Source organism: Mucilaginibacter sp. (genome assembly GCF_965201005.1).
GTDB lineage: Bacteria > Bacteroidota > Bacteroidia > Sphingobacteriales > Sphingobacteriaceae > Mucilaginibacter_A.
In genome coordinates this window covers 2,049,093-2,063,315 of sequence record NZ_OZ241747.1, presented here as the reverse complement: position 1 = coordinate 2,063,315, position 14,223 = coordinate 2,049,093, and the positions used below count along the sequence as shown (strand labels likewise).

The window sequence follows — 14,223 nt, the reverse complement described above, 5'->3', positions numbered from 1 at the left end:
GCAGCGCAAATTTATACCGGTAAAAACAGCATCGTAATTCAGCTTAAAACATAAAAATTATTTCATGCTTCTTTTACCGATGAAAAAATAGACAATGGAAACCGGAATAAAGAACAGACTGAGCCAGCTGGCATAATTCCACTCAAACTTCCAATGTTGCATTTGCAGGTTTTGGCTTGGCGATTTTGGTATCCAATGTAAACTTTCAAAAGTAACATCAACGATCAAAGCGGTAACAAAAATGCTCAAACCTAAAATACCGAGTAAATACCACATTGTTTTTTGTCCGAAATACTTGCGATAAACCAGTAGCATCGGTATCGTGATCAAATCGGAAAGGATGAACGCGACAACACCGCCGAAAGAAATGCCGCCCTGCCATAATACATTGGCCATCACAATGTTGCCTACCGAACAAACAAAGGCAAAAATGGCAATCAAAATGCCGATGAGTACATTCCAGGCCAAAACAAAAATATGCGGAACAGTGCTGTTTCCGCTTAAAAACAGTCCTTTCCAAAATGCTTGCGGCACCAAAACCATCACAATGGCCGACAGGGTGATGCCGATTAAAATATCTTTGCCAACCATCGTTACATCCATATAAAAATGGCCGCTCGCCTGCGTTAATTTTTGTTTTAAAGTGGTTTTTTCGGGCATTTTAATGGCTTGATCGTGATCCATATCCGCCATTTCGCTGCCGTGATGATGTGCATGAGGACCATCACCGGTATCATTTTGCCCGGCTTTTTCTCTGGCTTCTTTTTGGATTGATTTCGGGAAAAGCCAAACCAGCAAAGCCGCAGAAAGCAGGATGAAAATAAAGCCGCCAATAATTTCACCACCGAAAAAAGCCCAGCCCAGCAAGGTTACTATTATGATAAAAATTTCAAAAACCAGGTTGGTGCTGGATACCAAAAAAGCAACCGCGTTGGGCCATGTGGCACCTTTCATCACCAGCGTTCGGGCCATAGAGGCCGCCGCGTAAGAGCAGGATGAAGAAATGGCACCAAAAAAAGTAGCCAGTCCGATAGAACCGGCCGTGTTTTTACCTAAGCGGGAAGAAATGGTTTCTGTTGAAACAAAGGCGCGGATGAGCGAGGAAAGGATAAAGCCGAACGCCAGCCCCCAGGAAATTTCCCAGACCATCTGCAAAAACTTTAAAAATATTTGGGCGATAATATGCATAAATTAAGTTATAAAAACAGAAAAGCCCGGTTGCCCGGGCCAGAAAAAATGCTTAAATACTTTCGGATTGAAAACCGATATTTTTTAAAGCATTGGTAATTTGCTGCGGCGTTAAGCCGGGATCGGCGTTTACGGTAAGCGTTTTTTCTTTTCCGGCCGTGTCCACCTGCCAGTTGGTTACGCCGTTTAAAGCGTTTAAAACAGGCGTTACCTTGGCCACGCAGCCGCCGCAATTGATATTGGTTTTGAATTTCAGGGTTTGCATATAAAATTGATTTATTTGAAACAAATTTACCGCTTGCAACGGCTTTTGCTTTACAGGATTACCGAAATAGTTTACATAATCTTGGCAAAATTTGTTGCTTTGTGAAGCAAACCTATCGGCAAAAATCTGCTTGCTGCTGTTGTAGATTATCAATTTCAATATTTGAATTATGGATATTTCTGCCCTCTCCTTACCTGTTTTGGCTGTAATTTTTATGGCTGCTGCCGTGGCCATCTGGTTTGCGGGCATAAAAGTTTCGGATACAACGGATACACTTTCCAAGCATTTCGGTTTGGGCGAAGCATTGGGGGGAATGATTATTTTAGCGGTAGTAACCAACCTGCCCGAAATGGTTATTGTGATCACGGCCGCCCTAAAAAACGATTTGGGCCTGGCCATCGGAAATATTTTGGGTGGTATTGCCCTTCAAACTGTGGTGCTGGTGGTGCTGGATACTTTTGGTTTGGGGAAGAAGGACCCGCTGACTTACAAAGCCGTTTCGCTGGTGCTTGTGCTGGAGGGCGTGCTGGTTTTGGCTGTTTTATCTTTGGTGGTGATGGGCCATCAGTTGCCTGCAAAACTGATTTTCTGGCACATAACGCCAGGTAGTTTTTTAATTTTTGCAGTTTGGATGGCCTGTGTCAAAATCATCAGCAAAGCCAAAAAAGATTTGCCCTGGGTAACCAAAGATGCCCCCGGTCCGCAGCAAAAAACACCCGATAAAAACAGCAATAAGCAAGATCACCGGCAGCAAAAACCAATCCGCAAAACCATAATTGTTTTTATGATTGCCGCTTTAATTACGCTGGTGGCGGGCGTTGCTCTGGAAATCAGCAGCGATGCCATTGCCAAACAAATTGGTATGCAAGGTGTGCTTTTCGGTGCCACGGTTTTGGCGGCGGCCACTTCCCTGCCCGAAGTTTCTACCGGTCTGGCTTCTGTAAAACTGAAGGATTATGATTTAGCCATCAGCGATATTTTTGGAGGAAATGCTTTTTTACCCGTACTTTTTTTGATCGCAACGCTGATTTCCGGAAAAGCCATTTTGCCAACGGCCCAAAAATCTGATATTTACCTTACCGGTTTGGGCATGCTGCTCACCACAATTTATATTTACGGTTTGATCTTTCGCCCCAGAAAACAAATTTTACACATGGGCATTGATTCGTTTTTAGTGCTGATTATTTACTTTTTGGGGATTGGCGGCCTGTTTTTTATCAGTTAAAAGAAGCACTGATGCACCAGGACAATGCTGTTTTTATTCGCCAAAAACCAACAGAACAAAAGCCGACTTTTTGTCTAATTTTATGCCGATAAAAACAGCATCGCCATTGAAATCCCACCCCAGATTTTACACCGAACATTTTGCCATTTTTAAGCAGTTGTTGCGCTGGTCGGTTTTGGTTGTCCCGGTTGCCGTATTAATTGGCAGCATTGTCGCTTTCTTTTTGTGGTTTCTAAATTGGGCCGTCCATTACCGTTTTGCGCATCCCTGGCTGTTGTTTTTATTGCCTTTTTCGGGCATTTTGATCCATTTTTTATACCAATTATTTGGCAAATCATCCGAAAAAGGCAATAACTTAGTGATGGACGAAATCCACGAACCCGGCGGCGGCGTGCCCTGGCAAATGGCACCGCTGGTATTGTTCACCACGGTTCTAACACATTTATTTGGCGGTTCTGCGGGGCGCGAAGGTACGGCGGTGCAAATCGGTGGAAGCATGGCTAGCTTTTTCGGGCAGTTGTTTAAGTTGGAAAAAGCCGATCTGCAGCTGGTTTTAACAGCAGGCGTTGCCTCCGGGTTTGGTGCCGTTTTTGGTACGCCGCTTACCGGTGCCATCTTTGCACTGGAGGTTTTAAGTATCGGCCAGATTAAATACACTGCGCTTTTGCCTGCTTTAATTGCCAGTTTAATTGCAGATGTAACGGTTTCGGCCTGGAATGTCCATCATACCGCTTATCATATTGATGCACTGATTAAAGCACCTTACCTGTTTTCTGACTACCTAAATTTTGATCTGCTTTTACTGCTGAAAATCATCTTTGCTTCGGCCTTGTTCGGTTTGGCCAGTTACCTGTTTTCAATTTTAGTGCACGAGATCAAAACCTTTTTCAATAACCTTATTTCGCGCAAATGGCTGATTCCGTTTTTGGGCGGAACAATGATTATCGGCCTGACCTACCTATTGGGCAAACCGGATTATTTAAGCCTGGGCATTGATGCGCAATATCCCGGGGCTATCACTATTCCTTCTGCTTTTCATTCGGGCGGTTCTGATCATTGGAGCTGGTTTTGGAAAACGGTTTTTACCACAATAACACTCGGGACCGGTTTTAAAGGCGGCGAAGTAACACCTTTGTTTTACATCGGTGCCACGCTGGGCAACACGTTGTCGCAACTGCTCCATGCACCGGTAAGTTTGTTTGCGGCTTTGGGTTTTATCGCCGTTTTTTCCGGTGCAACCAATACACCATTAGCTTGTACTTTTATGGGGATCGAGCTTTTTGGCGGAGAACATGCCCTGCTTTTTGCCGTAGCTTGTTTTACCGCTTATTTTTTTAGCGGGCACACCGGGATTTACAGTTCGCAGCGCATCAGTGTCCCCAAAATCACCGATGCTTCTTTTACCGATGAAAAATCATTGTTGGATGCCGGGAAAAGGCGTGGATATTTTTATCAGAAATTTAATAAATATCTGTGGAAATCCAAAAATGTTTGACACGATCAGGATGACCCATAACTAATGTCGTTTTCTTTTGATTGGACAAGCGTTCAAATTATTACCGTTCGGTAACGATCAGATTGTCAAATTTAACTTTATAACAGTTGGGTTTCGCGGTTTAGTTGCTATGGCTAAATTTTGCTTGCCGTTCATTTTCGTTCACTAAAGTTCCGGTCTCGGGCACTAAAGAAAAAACAGCGTGATCTCACGTCCGCAAACTGCATTGATTCGACTGCTGAAACCCGCAGATATGATCTTTAATCCGGCACTATAAATTTGGTGGTTTGTATAAAGCAGGTTTCACCAATTTTAGGTGATAAAAGAAGCATTCAAAAACAACCCGATCAAAAATAACCAGATTTATAATATAACCCGTTGCAAGGTGTTAAAAATTATTAAGTTTACAAGCAATAATATTTTTCGGTTGGATAACCGGACAACCTAATCAATTATTGTTTCAGATGAAGATAAAAAAATACACGCTGCTATTGGTTCTGGGTTTTATCTGTATTAACCTGGCAAAAGCGCAATTACCAATTCTGAGCAAAAAAGAAATGAAGCAAGGATGGGTTTTGCTGTTTGACGGAAAAACATTTAACGGATGGCAAAAAGCCAACGGAACGCCTTTTACCGGAAAAGGCTGGAAAATAGAAAATGGCGTACTCAGCGTTAATCCGCAAGATGGCGGCGGCGGCGATATCATCACCACAAATACTTATACCGATTTCGACCTTTCGCTTGATTTTAAGTTGGAAAAAGGGACAAATAGCGGCGTGAAGTGTTTTTTGATCAAAAATACTTCTTTGGGATGCGAGTACCAGTTGATTGATGATGAAAACCATCCGGATGCAAAAATGGGCAAAAACGGAGACCGTTCTCTGGGAAGCCTTTACGATATCCTGCCACCAGCCACTGATAAAAAAGTTAATCCTTTGGGCGAATGGAACAATATACATATCATCTCCAAAGGAAAGCATGTAGAACACTGGCTGAACGGAAAGAAAATTTTGGAATATGACCGTGGCAGCGAAAAGTTTAAAAACAGGGTAGCCGATAGCAAATTTAAAACAACTGCCGGTTTTGCCGAAACTGACCGGTCACCCATACTTTTACAGGAACATGGGGAGGTAATTTATTTTAGAAATATAAAAATCAGGCAATAAATTGTTATATGGAAAAGAGACGCGATTTTATCAAAAAGGTGGCCATTACGACCGGCGGCCTTGCATTAGGAAGCAAAGCTTTTAGTTTTTCGGCATCCAGTTACAAGAGGATTATCGGTGCCAACGATCGCATCCATGTGGCCATTATCGGGCTGAATGGCCGTGGTGGCAGCATGTCGGGCACTTTTGCACATCAGCCTAACCTGATGATCAATACAGTTTGCGATGTGGATTCGAGAACAATACCCAAGGTTCAAAAGTCGGTATCGGCCATAACCGGTACAGATGCGCCAAAAGGCGAAGGGGACTGCCGTAAAGTGATGCAGGATAAAAACATCGATGCCATTTATATCGCCACGCCCGATCACTGGCACGCACCGATGACCATTATGGGCTGTCAGGCAGGAAAGCACGTGTATGTAGAAAAGCCGCTTAGTCATAACCCGCATGAAGGGGAATTGGCCATTAAGGCAGCAAGAAAGTACAACCGGGTTGTACAAATGGGGGCGCAGCGCCGCTCTTCGCCGTTGGCCATACAATGCGTGGAAGAATTGCACAACGGTGTGATCGGCAGGGTTTATCTGGCCAAAACCTGGTACACCAATAACCGTAAGGCAACTTACCTGAAGCCCGGTACAGTTCCGGACTGGTTGAACTACGACCTGTGGCAAGGCCCGGCACCGCGCAAACCTTATCAGGACGGACTGATCCACTACAACTGGCATTGGTTTTGGGACTATGGCACTGGCGAAGCACTAAATAATGGCACGCACGAAGTGGACATGGCACGCTGGGGATTAAACATGGATTTCCCGACAAGGGTAAGCTCGGTTGGTGGCAGATATCAGTTTAAAGATGATTGGCAAACACCTGATACACAAATTGTTACAATGGATTATCCCGGCCGCGTGTCCCTGATGTGGGAAAACAGAAGCTCGAACGGACGGAAGATAGAAGGTGCCGAACGGGGCATCATTTTTTATGGCGATAATGGCAGTATGGATACCGATGGCGAAGATTATACGCAATATGACCTGAGCGGCAAAATGGTTAAACAGGTAAAAAAACAAGGGCAGGCAGAAGATGCAGGCCTGCAAGGCCGTAATACCGCCAGCCCAAGTTTAGGGATGGACAGCATGCATGTGGCCAACTTTTTGGATGCGATCCGTAACAATAAACGCCCAAGTTGTGATGTTGAAATTGGCCACAAAAGCATATTGCCCATGCAATTAGGCAATATTTCGTGGCGTGTTGGCCGCGATTTGCATATCGACCCAAAAAACGGGCACATCCTGAACGACCCTCAAGCACAAAAATTCTGGAGCCGTAGCTACGAGCCTGGCTGGGAACCTAAAGTTTAAATAATTACCACCCATTTAAAAATCACTCTTTTTACTGATCGAATGTTTTGCAAGATTGAAATTCTTCGGATCAAAATTTTTTATGGAAAAGATAAACCTGTTTAAATTTATCTTATCTGTTTTCAATGCTTCTTTTATCCTATAAAAAAATGAAAAATTCCATGCTTCTTTTATCGGTATAAAATCCAAATACAAGATTTATTGGCATAAATGAAAGCACGGGATTTTTTTCGAGATAAATTTAAACAGGCTCTATTTTAATCCTAACAATGGTAAATATCAGGTTAAATTTAGGGCGATAAAAGAAGCATTGGGTCGGAATAAATTTGACCGGACCGTTTTTGCTCAATTTAAAAAATATTTCAGAAGCTGGTTCGTATGATGAACAACCCAAAACTTCAAAACACAAACTTAACCGGCAAATTAAAATGGGTAGAACGGATTGCCGGTTTGATGGACGATCAGTTTAAACTGCCGGGCAGCAATTTCCGGTTTGGTTTGGATCCGATCATCAACCTGATCCCGTTTGTAGGCGATATTTCCGGCTTTGTGGTTGGTGCCGCGCTGGTTATGGTAATGGCCAGAAACGGTGTCAGCCGCAAAGTAGTGATTTTGATGGTGCTGAATATTTGTACCGATGCTTTGATCGGCGGCATACCTTTAATCGGGAATGTGTTTGATTTCTATTACAAATCCAATTCCCGCAACATCAAACTATTAAAAGAACATTATGAAGAAGGCAAACATCAGGGCCGCGGAACAAGCGTGTTACTTGCTGTTTTTATCATACTTTTTTTGTTGTTCCTGGGGTTTTTATATTTGATTTATTTGGTTGTGGCTTGGGTTTGGAGGATGGTTTGAAGGAGGCAAAAGATTTATTTGAAAGGATTTACAATAGTAAGTTTTCCAAGTATCAGTTGGCCATTTTGTAAATCTTCAGAATAAAGCAAATTACAATTGCATTCTATAGCTGCTGCAATAATTAAACTATCATAAAAAGAAAACCCATAACGATTAATAATTTCACACGCCTGTATGATTGTAACATCAGTATTAATATGCAATTGATTATTCTGACAACATTCCTTAATTGCTGCAATTGTAACTACAATAATTTAGTTTAAGCTTGCGCATAAGTATATTACAAACTTCTTGCAAAACTTGCGTGCTTATAAAAGAATCAGCATTGGAAATAATATCTCTGGAAATCTGTTGTTTGTTCAGTTCTGTAGCCGAATAAGTGTAGATAATAATATTACTATCTAAAAATATTTTATCGTTCATTTGCTTCATCCCGGTTAAAAACGTAAGTTTTAGTATCAATAGATACAGCTTTAAAAGAAACTGATTTCTTTTGCGGTAATTCATTCATTCCTTCATCTTTTTCAAAAGCAATAATTTCTATTTGCTTTCCAATATAAGTTTCAGGGATGCTGAATGAGATTGTTTTTTCGTCTGGTATTATTGTGGTTCGTATCACTGTTAATATAATTTTTAGTTTTAATTCAGCTTTTTACTTTTAGTAAAATAAATATACGATAAAAACAGCATCCAACTCAACCCAAAAAACTTTCCACCGCCAGCCGGTAACTATCCAAACCAAAACCCAAGATCACACCTTTGCAATTGGCAGATAAGTACGAATGATGGCGGAAACTTTCGCGCTGATGGACATTGGAAATATGCACTTCTATCAAAAGAGTTTTCACCAAAAAATTATTAATCGCCTCATTTCCATTCTTCCAACTTTAACCCTTCAATTTCTAAAAAATGTTTATCAAAAGCAACAATTGGAAGATCAAATTGAATTGCAATTGCTAAAATCCAAATATCATTTTCAGGGATTGGTTTTCCTTTAATTTTTAATTTGGTTTTTATGATTGCATATACTTCTGCAGTATCAGAACCTACACGCAGTACCTCACAATTTTCAATAAACTGTTTTACTTGATCGATATGTTTTTGAGGATTAGAAGACCTGTAAACACCAAAGTACAATTCACCTAAAACAATTGAAGGAATTTTAATATTTGTTATCGTTTCAAGTTTGGAAGCAACAACTGGATTGCCTTTAAACAATTCGATTACAGCACTGGTATCAAATACAAAATCACTTCCAGTCATCCTGATTAATTTGTTCGCAGTTTTCCACAATAGCAGTTTTTATTTCCTGCGCTTCCTCATTTGACCAGATACCTAACCATGCAGCAAACGAATTTTGAGAATCAGTTTCGAGTACTAATGTTTTTTTTAGAACAACCTCTAATGCAGAAAGTATTTGTTCATTCTCAATTTTGAGCACTTCTTCAATCAAATGTAATTTACGAATCTCTGCATGTATCATCATCAAAATTTATTAGTAGTTAGGTTATTTAAACTTTATTAAATAAATATACAACAAAAACAGCATCCACCTCAACTCAAAAAACTTTCCACCGCCAGCCGGTAACTATCCAAACCAAAACCCAAGATCACACCTTTACAATTGGTAGATAAAAAAGAATGATGGCGGAAACTTTCGCGTTTGTGCACGTTGGAAATATGCACTTCCACAACTGGCGTTTTTACGGCGGCAATGGCATCTGCAATCGCAATGGAAGTGTGCGTGTAAGCACCGGCGTTCAAAATAATTCCGTCAAAATCAAAACCAACTTCCTGGATTTTGTCAATCAGTTCGCCTTCTTTGTTGCTTTGAAAGTAGCTGAATTCGATTTGAGGAAAACGCTGCTTCAACACCAAAAAATAGTCGGTAAAAGAAGTATTGCCGTAAACCGATGGTTCGCGCTTGCCCAATAAGTTTAAATTTGGGCCGTTGATAATTTGTATCTTCATCACCCAAACATAAAAATAAACTTTCAAAAAATTTTGGACTGGCCATCAACCATCAACGGTTTCCGATCTTATTTAAAGCTGGAAAAATTTTTGTCGCCCAATTCCATCGATGCGTATTTGCAGGATATGGACAAGTTGCAGCAGTTTGCCGTATCGTTACAACCGCTTCGCAAACCGGAAACCATTACCACGCCGGATTTGAAAGCGTTCATCACCTGGGTAAATGAACTGGGCATGACGCCGGCTTCGCAAGCACGGATTTTATCGGGCATTAAAGCTTTTTACAAATTTATGCTGATGGAAAACCTGATTTCTAAAGATCCGTCTGAACTGATTGAAGCTCCCCGCCTCACCAGGAAATTGCCTGATACGTTAAATATTTTGGAGATTGATGCTTTGATTGGTGCAATCGATCTCTCAAAACCCGACGGCATACGCAACAAAACCATGCTGGAAGTGCTGTATAGCTGCGGTTTACGGGTTACGGAGTTGATTACGCTAAAAATATCCAACCTGTACCTGGAAGATGATTTTGTAAAAATTTTGGGCAAAGGAAGTAAAGAACGTTTGGTGCCGATTGGCGAACAGGCCAAAAAAATGCTCCGGATTTATTTGGGCGAAGTCCGCGTGCACCTGAAAATTAAAAACGGCCAGGAAGATTTTGTTTTTTTGAGCAAGCGCGGTTCGGCCCTTTCCCGTGTGATGGTTTTTATGATTATCAAAGCACTTGCCGAAAAAACAGGTCTTAAAAAGAGCATCAGTCCGCATACTTTCCGTCATTCTTTTGCAACCCATTTAATTGAAGGTGGTGCCGATTTGCGCGCCGTACAGGATATGCTTGGCCACGAAAGCATTACCACCACGGAAATTTACACGCATTTGGACCGGGAATATTTGCGGGAAACAATCATCCAATATCATCCCAGAAACTGATTTCCAAAAAAACAGGTGTAAAAACAGTATGGCTATTTCACCAAGTCCAAATCAATAGTTGCACTCTGCAAGCCATCCGAAGAGGCCGTAAAAGTAACTTTGCCCGAATGTTCTTTTGCCTGTACAATGGCCAAAGCCAAACCATGAAAAGCTTTTCGGTAATTTACTTTGAAAGAATCATGACTGACCGGATCGCCATTATCAACACCGGCAATAAACGCTTCGCCATCAACTTTAAAATTGATTAAGTTTTCTGCATCGGGCACCACGTTTCCATCTTTATCCAAAACTTTTACAGTAATAAAAGACAAATCTTTTCCATCCGCTTTAATGGTTTTACGATCGGCAGAAAGTTCGATCTTTGCAGGTTTTCCGGCAGTTTTAATTTCACGGGACAGCACTACTTTTCCGTCTTTTCTGGAAACTGCTTTTAAAGTCCCCGGCTGATATTTTACGCGCCACATCACATGCAAATCGTCTCCGCTTTTCTTTTTTGTACCGAGTGATTTGCCGTTCAAAAATAGTTCCACTTCATCTGCATGATTATAATACGCCCAAACATCTACCGTTTTTCCGGCTTCCCAAGTCCAGTGCGGAAAAATGTGCAGCACCGTTTTGTCCGTCCACTCGCTTTGGTACATGTAATAAACGTCTTTTGGGAAACCGGCCAGATCTACAATACCAAAATAAGAACTGCGTGCAGGCCAGGAATACGGCGTTGGCTCGCCCAGATAATCAAAACCCGTCCAGATAAACATGCCCGACAAAAAATCATATTTCTTGATCACTTTCCAGGTTTCCTCATGGGTTGAGCCCCAAGGTGTAGAAACATTATCATAGGCAGAGACCCGGTATTCTGGGCCCATTTTGCCTTTTCCGTTCTTGGAGTATTCCGGCCAGCGGCGGATGCTGTCTGAAGGCATCGCATAAAATCCACGGGTTTCCAGTGCGGAGGTTGTTTCTGTACCGATAAATTTTTTGCCGGGATATCGATCATGGAAATTAGTCAAATCATTGTGGTGATAATTATATCCGATCAAATCGACCGCACCCGACTGGATGATCCTGTTGTTTTTCCCGGGATCATTATTTGCGCTGGTTATCGGCCTTGTGGTGTCCAACTGATGTATGATAGCGGCCAGGTCACGGGCAATGCCGGTTGCGCTACTGTCCGTTTGTTCCGGTATTTCATTGCCGATGCTCCACATGATTACACTTGGATGGTTGCGGTCGCGCAAAACCTGGTCTTGCAGATCTTGTTTGTGCCAATCCTTAAAATACAGATGATAATCATACTTTACTTTTTGCTTTTCCCAAACGTCAAAAGCTTCGTCCATCACCAAAAAACCCATTTTATCACAAAGGTCTAAAAGTTCGGGCGCAGGCGGATTGTGCGAAGTCCGGATGCCATTTACGCCCATTGCTTTCAAAATTTCCAATTGTCTTTCTAAAGCTCTTGTATTGATCGCGGCACCCAAACTTCCCAGATCATGATGATCGCAAACGCCCAAAATTTTCATTGATTTTCCGTTGAGGGAGAAGCATTTATCTGCGTCAAAATTGAAATAACGGATACCGATATGGGTTTCATAACTATCCGAAACCGAATGATCATTGGTAACTTTGGATACCAGCTTGTACAAGTACGGCTGTTTTACAGACCACAAGCTTGGATTATTCAGCACAAAATCCTGTGATACTTCTTTTATCGAATCTTTTACATCGATGCCGGTTGTGGTTTTTACCAATACAATTTTGCCGGCCGCATTATACAAAACCGAAGTTAATGTTGCGTTTTGCAATTTGCCAGTGTAGTTTTTAATAATTGTTTGGATGTTGATGCTGGCCGATTGACTGCTGACTTTTGGCGTGGTTACAAAAGTTCCCCAATGGTTTATTGCTAACTTTGGGGTGGTTACCAACCAAACATTGCGGTAAACGCCCGAACCGGAATACCAGCGTGAATTGGGTTGGATAGAATTGTCGGCCTTTACAACTATCACATTCTTTTTTGTGCCGTAAAACAAGTATGGCGTTAAATTATAGCGAAAAGAAATGTAACCGTTGGGGCGGAAACCAAGCAAATGCCCGTTGACCCAAACCTGGCTTTTTTGATAAATGCCATCAAAATCAACCGAAACAATTTTTCCTTTTGATGATTCCGGCAGCAAAAAAGTTTTGCGATACCAGCCAATGCCGCCGGGCAATGCGCCACCTTCGGGCATTGCGGGGTTGTCTTTTGAAAACTTTCCTTCGATGCTCCAATCATGCGGCAGGTTGAGTTTGCGCCAGCCCGAATCATCAAAACCCGGATTTTTGGCTGAAGGAACATCGCCCAGATTAAACGTCCAGCCACGGTCAAAATCCTGCCGGTTTGCGTTTTGTGCCTCGGCAGAAAAATGAGATACAAGTAAAACAACAGCTAAATATATATAAAAACTTTTCATGCAATTAAGATAGTTAATTCAGCAATAGTGTACAAAATAAATGTAATGTTTAAACCAAAAACCTGATGCTTCTTTTACCGGCTAAATTTTAAGTTGATGATTCGGGTTTAAGCCAACATTTGTAAGCTTTATAAATTGTACCGGTCAGGTAGAACTTTTTATTTGAAAAATCTTTCTTTGTTCTGGAAAACAAGTTGATGTTGATTTTACAAAAGTTCAACAAAATGCTTCTTTTATCACCTAAAATTTGTCATTCAAAAATAAAACTTAATTTGATAAAAAACTTTTATCCGTTACCTAAGGCAACAATCCGGTCAAATTCTTCCGCTTTCAAAGGCATTACAGATAATCTTCCCTGCTTTACCAAACTAATGTTCTGCAAAAATTCATCTGCTTTGATTTGTTCAAGCGTTACAACTTTATCCAAAGACTGCACAGGTTCAATATCCACAACAACCCAGTTTGGATCTGTAGTTGTCGGGTCCTGATAAAACTCTTTTATAACTTTGGCAATCCCAACCACACATTTACCTTCATTACTGTGATAAAACAGAACCAGATCTCCGGTTTTCATCTCCCGTAAATTGTTGCGTGCCTGATAGTTGCGTACACCGTCCCAATGTGTTCTGCCTTCTTTTAAAAATTTTTCCCAACTGTATTTGTGCGGTTCGGATTTGACCAGGTAATAATTCATAATAAGTTTTTATAGTTAACTTTCAAAATTAATCTAAATAAGTTTACAACAATATATTTGTCTGAATTTAAAATTCGTTAATTAGTACCAATTAATACAATTTTAAATACTTTTGTAAATTACAGATTATAATTTTGTATGATAAAAACAGTACCGTTTTTGATTATTTTCCTTGTAACTCCTTTCGTGTCGTTTTCACAAGCTGACCGGCAAAAGGCACAGTTACTTGTAAAAAGTTATATTGCAAATCATTCCAAGTTTGGCTTCAATCCGCACATTAAACTTTCTGCACCTCAGGTTTTAAAGACTTCTTATGTTGATACAAAAACTTATAAAAATTATCAGCATAAAATAGATAGTTTAAAGTTGGAAGGCAGGAAAATTGATGCGCGCATTGTAAAAATGAAAACTGATGCAGAAATAAATCAGGCTAAAAAAGACAGTAAACATTTATCCAACCAATTGGTCACAACCAGCGATGCGATGATAGATTTCATGACCAGTTTTAAAACCGCACAAACCGGCTGGCTTATCAAAGCAAACGGTTTTGATAAAAGCAGGAGCAGATATTATTATTTAGATAAAGAGCTGACGAAAGTTACTTTGATTAAATGATT

At 40.9% G+C, this 14,223-nt stretch carries 16 protein-coding genes and 1 pseudogene; 7 read left to right on the top strand and 10 right to left on the bottom strand.

All coding sequences use genetic code 11. From position 1 onward, the window contains the following. Window positions 1-57: 57 nt before the first annotated feature. Window positions 58-1,188 carry a permease gene (locus ACOFKR_RS09555; protein ID WP_419800571.1) on the bottom strand — a complete coding sequence of 377 codons (1,131 nt, stop codon included), beginning with the start codon at window positions 1,186-1,188 and terminating at the stop codon, window positions 58-60. A gap of 52 nt (window positions 1,189-1,240) precedes the next feature. Next, a complete protein-coding gene (locus tag ACOFKR_RS09550; protein ID WP_419800570.1) occupies window positions 1,241-1,453 on the bottom strand; it encodes a heavy-metal-associated domain-containing protein in 213 nt (70 codons plus the stop codon). A 169-nt stretch (window positions 1,454-1,622) separates the two neighbouring features. Between ACOFKR_RS09550 and ACOFKR_RS09545 the strand changes: the two genes are divergently transcribed. The 5 genes from ACOFKR_RS09545 to ACOFKR_RS09525 all read left to right on the top strand — a co-directional run bounded on the left by ACOFKR_RS09545 (window position 1,623) and on the right by ACOFKR_RS09525 (window position 7,561). Beyond that, a complete protein-coding gene (locus ACOFKR_RS09545) occupies window positions 1,623-2,678 on the top strand; it encodes a sodium:calcium antiporter (RefSeq protein WP_419800569.1) in 1,056 nt (351 codons plus the stop codon). Between the two features lie 82 nt (window positions 2,679-2,760). Continuing rightward, the gene (locus ACOFKR_RS09540) at window positions 2,761-4,173 is read left to right on the top strand and encodes a voltage-gated chloride channel family protein (protein ID WP_419800568.1); all 1,413 of its coding nucleotides are present in this window, start codon (window positions 2,761-2,763) and stop codon (window positions 4,171-4,173) included. 464 nt (window positions 4,174-4,637) lie between these two features. Beyond that, window positions 4,638-5,339, top strand: a complete 702-nt coding sequence (locus tag ACOFKR_RS09535; protein WP_419800567.1) for a 3-keto-disaccharide hydrolase — start codon at window positions 4,638-4,640, stop codon at window positions 5,337-5,339. Window positions 5,340-5,347: 8 nt separating this feature from the next. Then, on the top strand, window positions 5,348-6,700 hold the full coding sequence (locus ACOFKR_RS09530; protein ID WP_419800566.1) for a Gfo/Idh/MocA family protein: 1,353 nt from the start codon (window positions 5,348-5,350) through the stop codon (window positions 6,698-6,700). A 378-nt stretch (window positions 6,701-7,078) separates the two neighbouring features. Then, entirely contained in the window at window positions 7,079-7,561 is a 483-nt protein-coding gene (locus ACOFKR_RS09525) for a DUF4112 domain-containing protein (protein ID WP_419800565.1), read from the top strand. A gap of 225 nt (window positions 7,562-7,786) precedes the next feature. Here the strand turns inward: ACOFKR_RS09525 and ACOFKR_RS09520 are convergent, their stop codons facing one another. The 6 genes and pseudogenes from ACOFKR_RS09520 to aroQ all read right to left on the bottom strand — a co-directional run bounded on the left by ACOFKR_RS09520 (window position 7,787) and on the right by aroQ (window position 9,532). Beyond that, a complete protein-coding gene (locus tag ACOFKR_RS09520; protein WP_419800564.1) occupies window positions 7,787-7,984 on the bottom strand; it encodes a hypothetical protein in 198 nt (65 codons plus the stop codon). After that, window positions 7,974-8,180, bottom strand: a complete 207-nt coding sequence (locus ACOFKR_RS09515) for a hypothetical protein (RefSeq protein WP_419800563.1) — start codon at window positions 8,178-8,180, stop codon at window positions 7,974-7,976. The genes ACOFKR_RS09520 and ACOFKR_RS09515 overlap by 11 nt, the downstream gene beginning before the upstream one ends. A 76-nt stretch (window positions 8,181-8,256) precedes the next feature. Then, a pseudogene (locus ACOFKR_RS09510) lies at window positions 8,257-8,409 on the bottom strand (type II 3-dehydroquinate dehydratase); the annotation flags it as partial. A 19-nt stretch (window positions 8,410-8,428) separates the two neighbouring features. Beyond that, window positions 8,429-8,824, bottom strand: coding sequence for a type II toxin-antitoxin system VapC family toxin (locus tag ACOFKR_RS09505; protein ID WP_419800562.1), 396 nt, complete (start codon window positions 8,822-8,824; stop codon window positions 8,429-8,431). Further along, window positions 8,811-9,047 carry a hypothetical protein gene (locus ACOFKR_RS09500; protein ID WP_419800561.1) on the bottom strand — a complete coding sequence of 79 codons (237 nt, stop codon included), beginning with the start codon at window positions 9,045-9,047 and terminating at the stop codon, window positions 8,811-8,813. The genes ACOFKR_RS09505 and ACOFKR_RS09500 overlap by 14 nt, the downstream gene beginning before the upstream one ends. A 68-nt stretch (window positions 9,048-9,115) precedes the next feature. Beyond that, window positions 9,116-9,532 carry a type II 3-dehydroquinate dehydratase gene (aroQ, locus tag ACOFKR_RS09495; protein WP_419803636.1) on the bottom strand — a complete coding sequence of 139 codons (417 nt, stop codon included), beginning with the start codon at window positions 9,530-9,532 and terminating at the stop codon, window positions 9,116-9,118. A 33-nt stretch (window positions 9,533-9,565) separates the two neighbouring features. Here aroQ and xerD point away from each other — a divergent pair, with 33 nt between their 5' ends. Then, on the top strand, window positions 9,566-10,465 hold the full coding sequence (xerD, locus tag ACOFKR_RS09490) for a site-specific tyrosine recombinase XerD (RefSeq protein ID WP_419800560.1): 900 nt from the start codon (window positions 9,566-9,568) through the stop codon (window positions 10,463-10,465). 32 nt (window positions 10,466-10,497) lie between these two features. Here the strand turns inward: xerD and galB are convergent, their stop codons facing one another. Both galB and ACOFKR_RS09480 read right to left on the bottom strand, forming a co-directional pair. After that, entirely contained in the window at window positions 10,498-12,912 is a 2,415-nt protein-coding gene (gene galB, locus ACOFKR_RS09485) for a beta-galactosidase GalB (protein ID WP_419800559.1), read from the bottom strand. Between the two features lie 286 nt (window positions 12,913-13,198). Continuing rightward, entirely contained in the window at window positions 13,199-13,606 is a 408-nt protein-coding gene (locus ACOFKR_RS09480) for an EVE domain-containing protein (protein WP_419800558.1), read from the bottom strand. 138 nt (window positions 13,607-13,744) lie between these two features. On the opposite strand from ACOFKR_RS09480, the gene ACOFKR_RS09475 reads away from it, so the two are divergent. Next, window positions 13,745-14,221, top strand: a complete 477-nt coding sequence (locus tag ACOFKR_RS09475; protein ID WP_419800557.1) for a hypothetical protein — start codon at window positions 13,745-13,747, stop codon at window positions 14,219-14,221. Window positions 14,222-14,223: the final 2 nt, after the last annotated feature.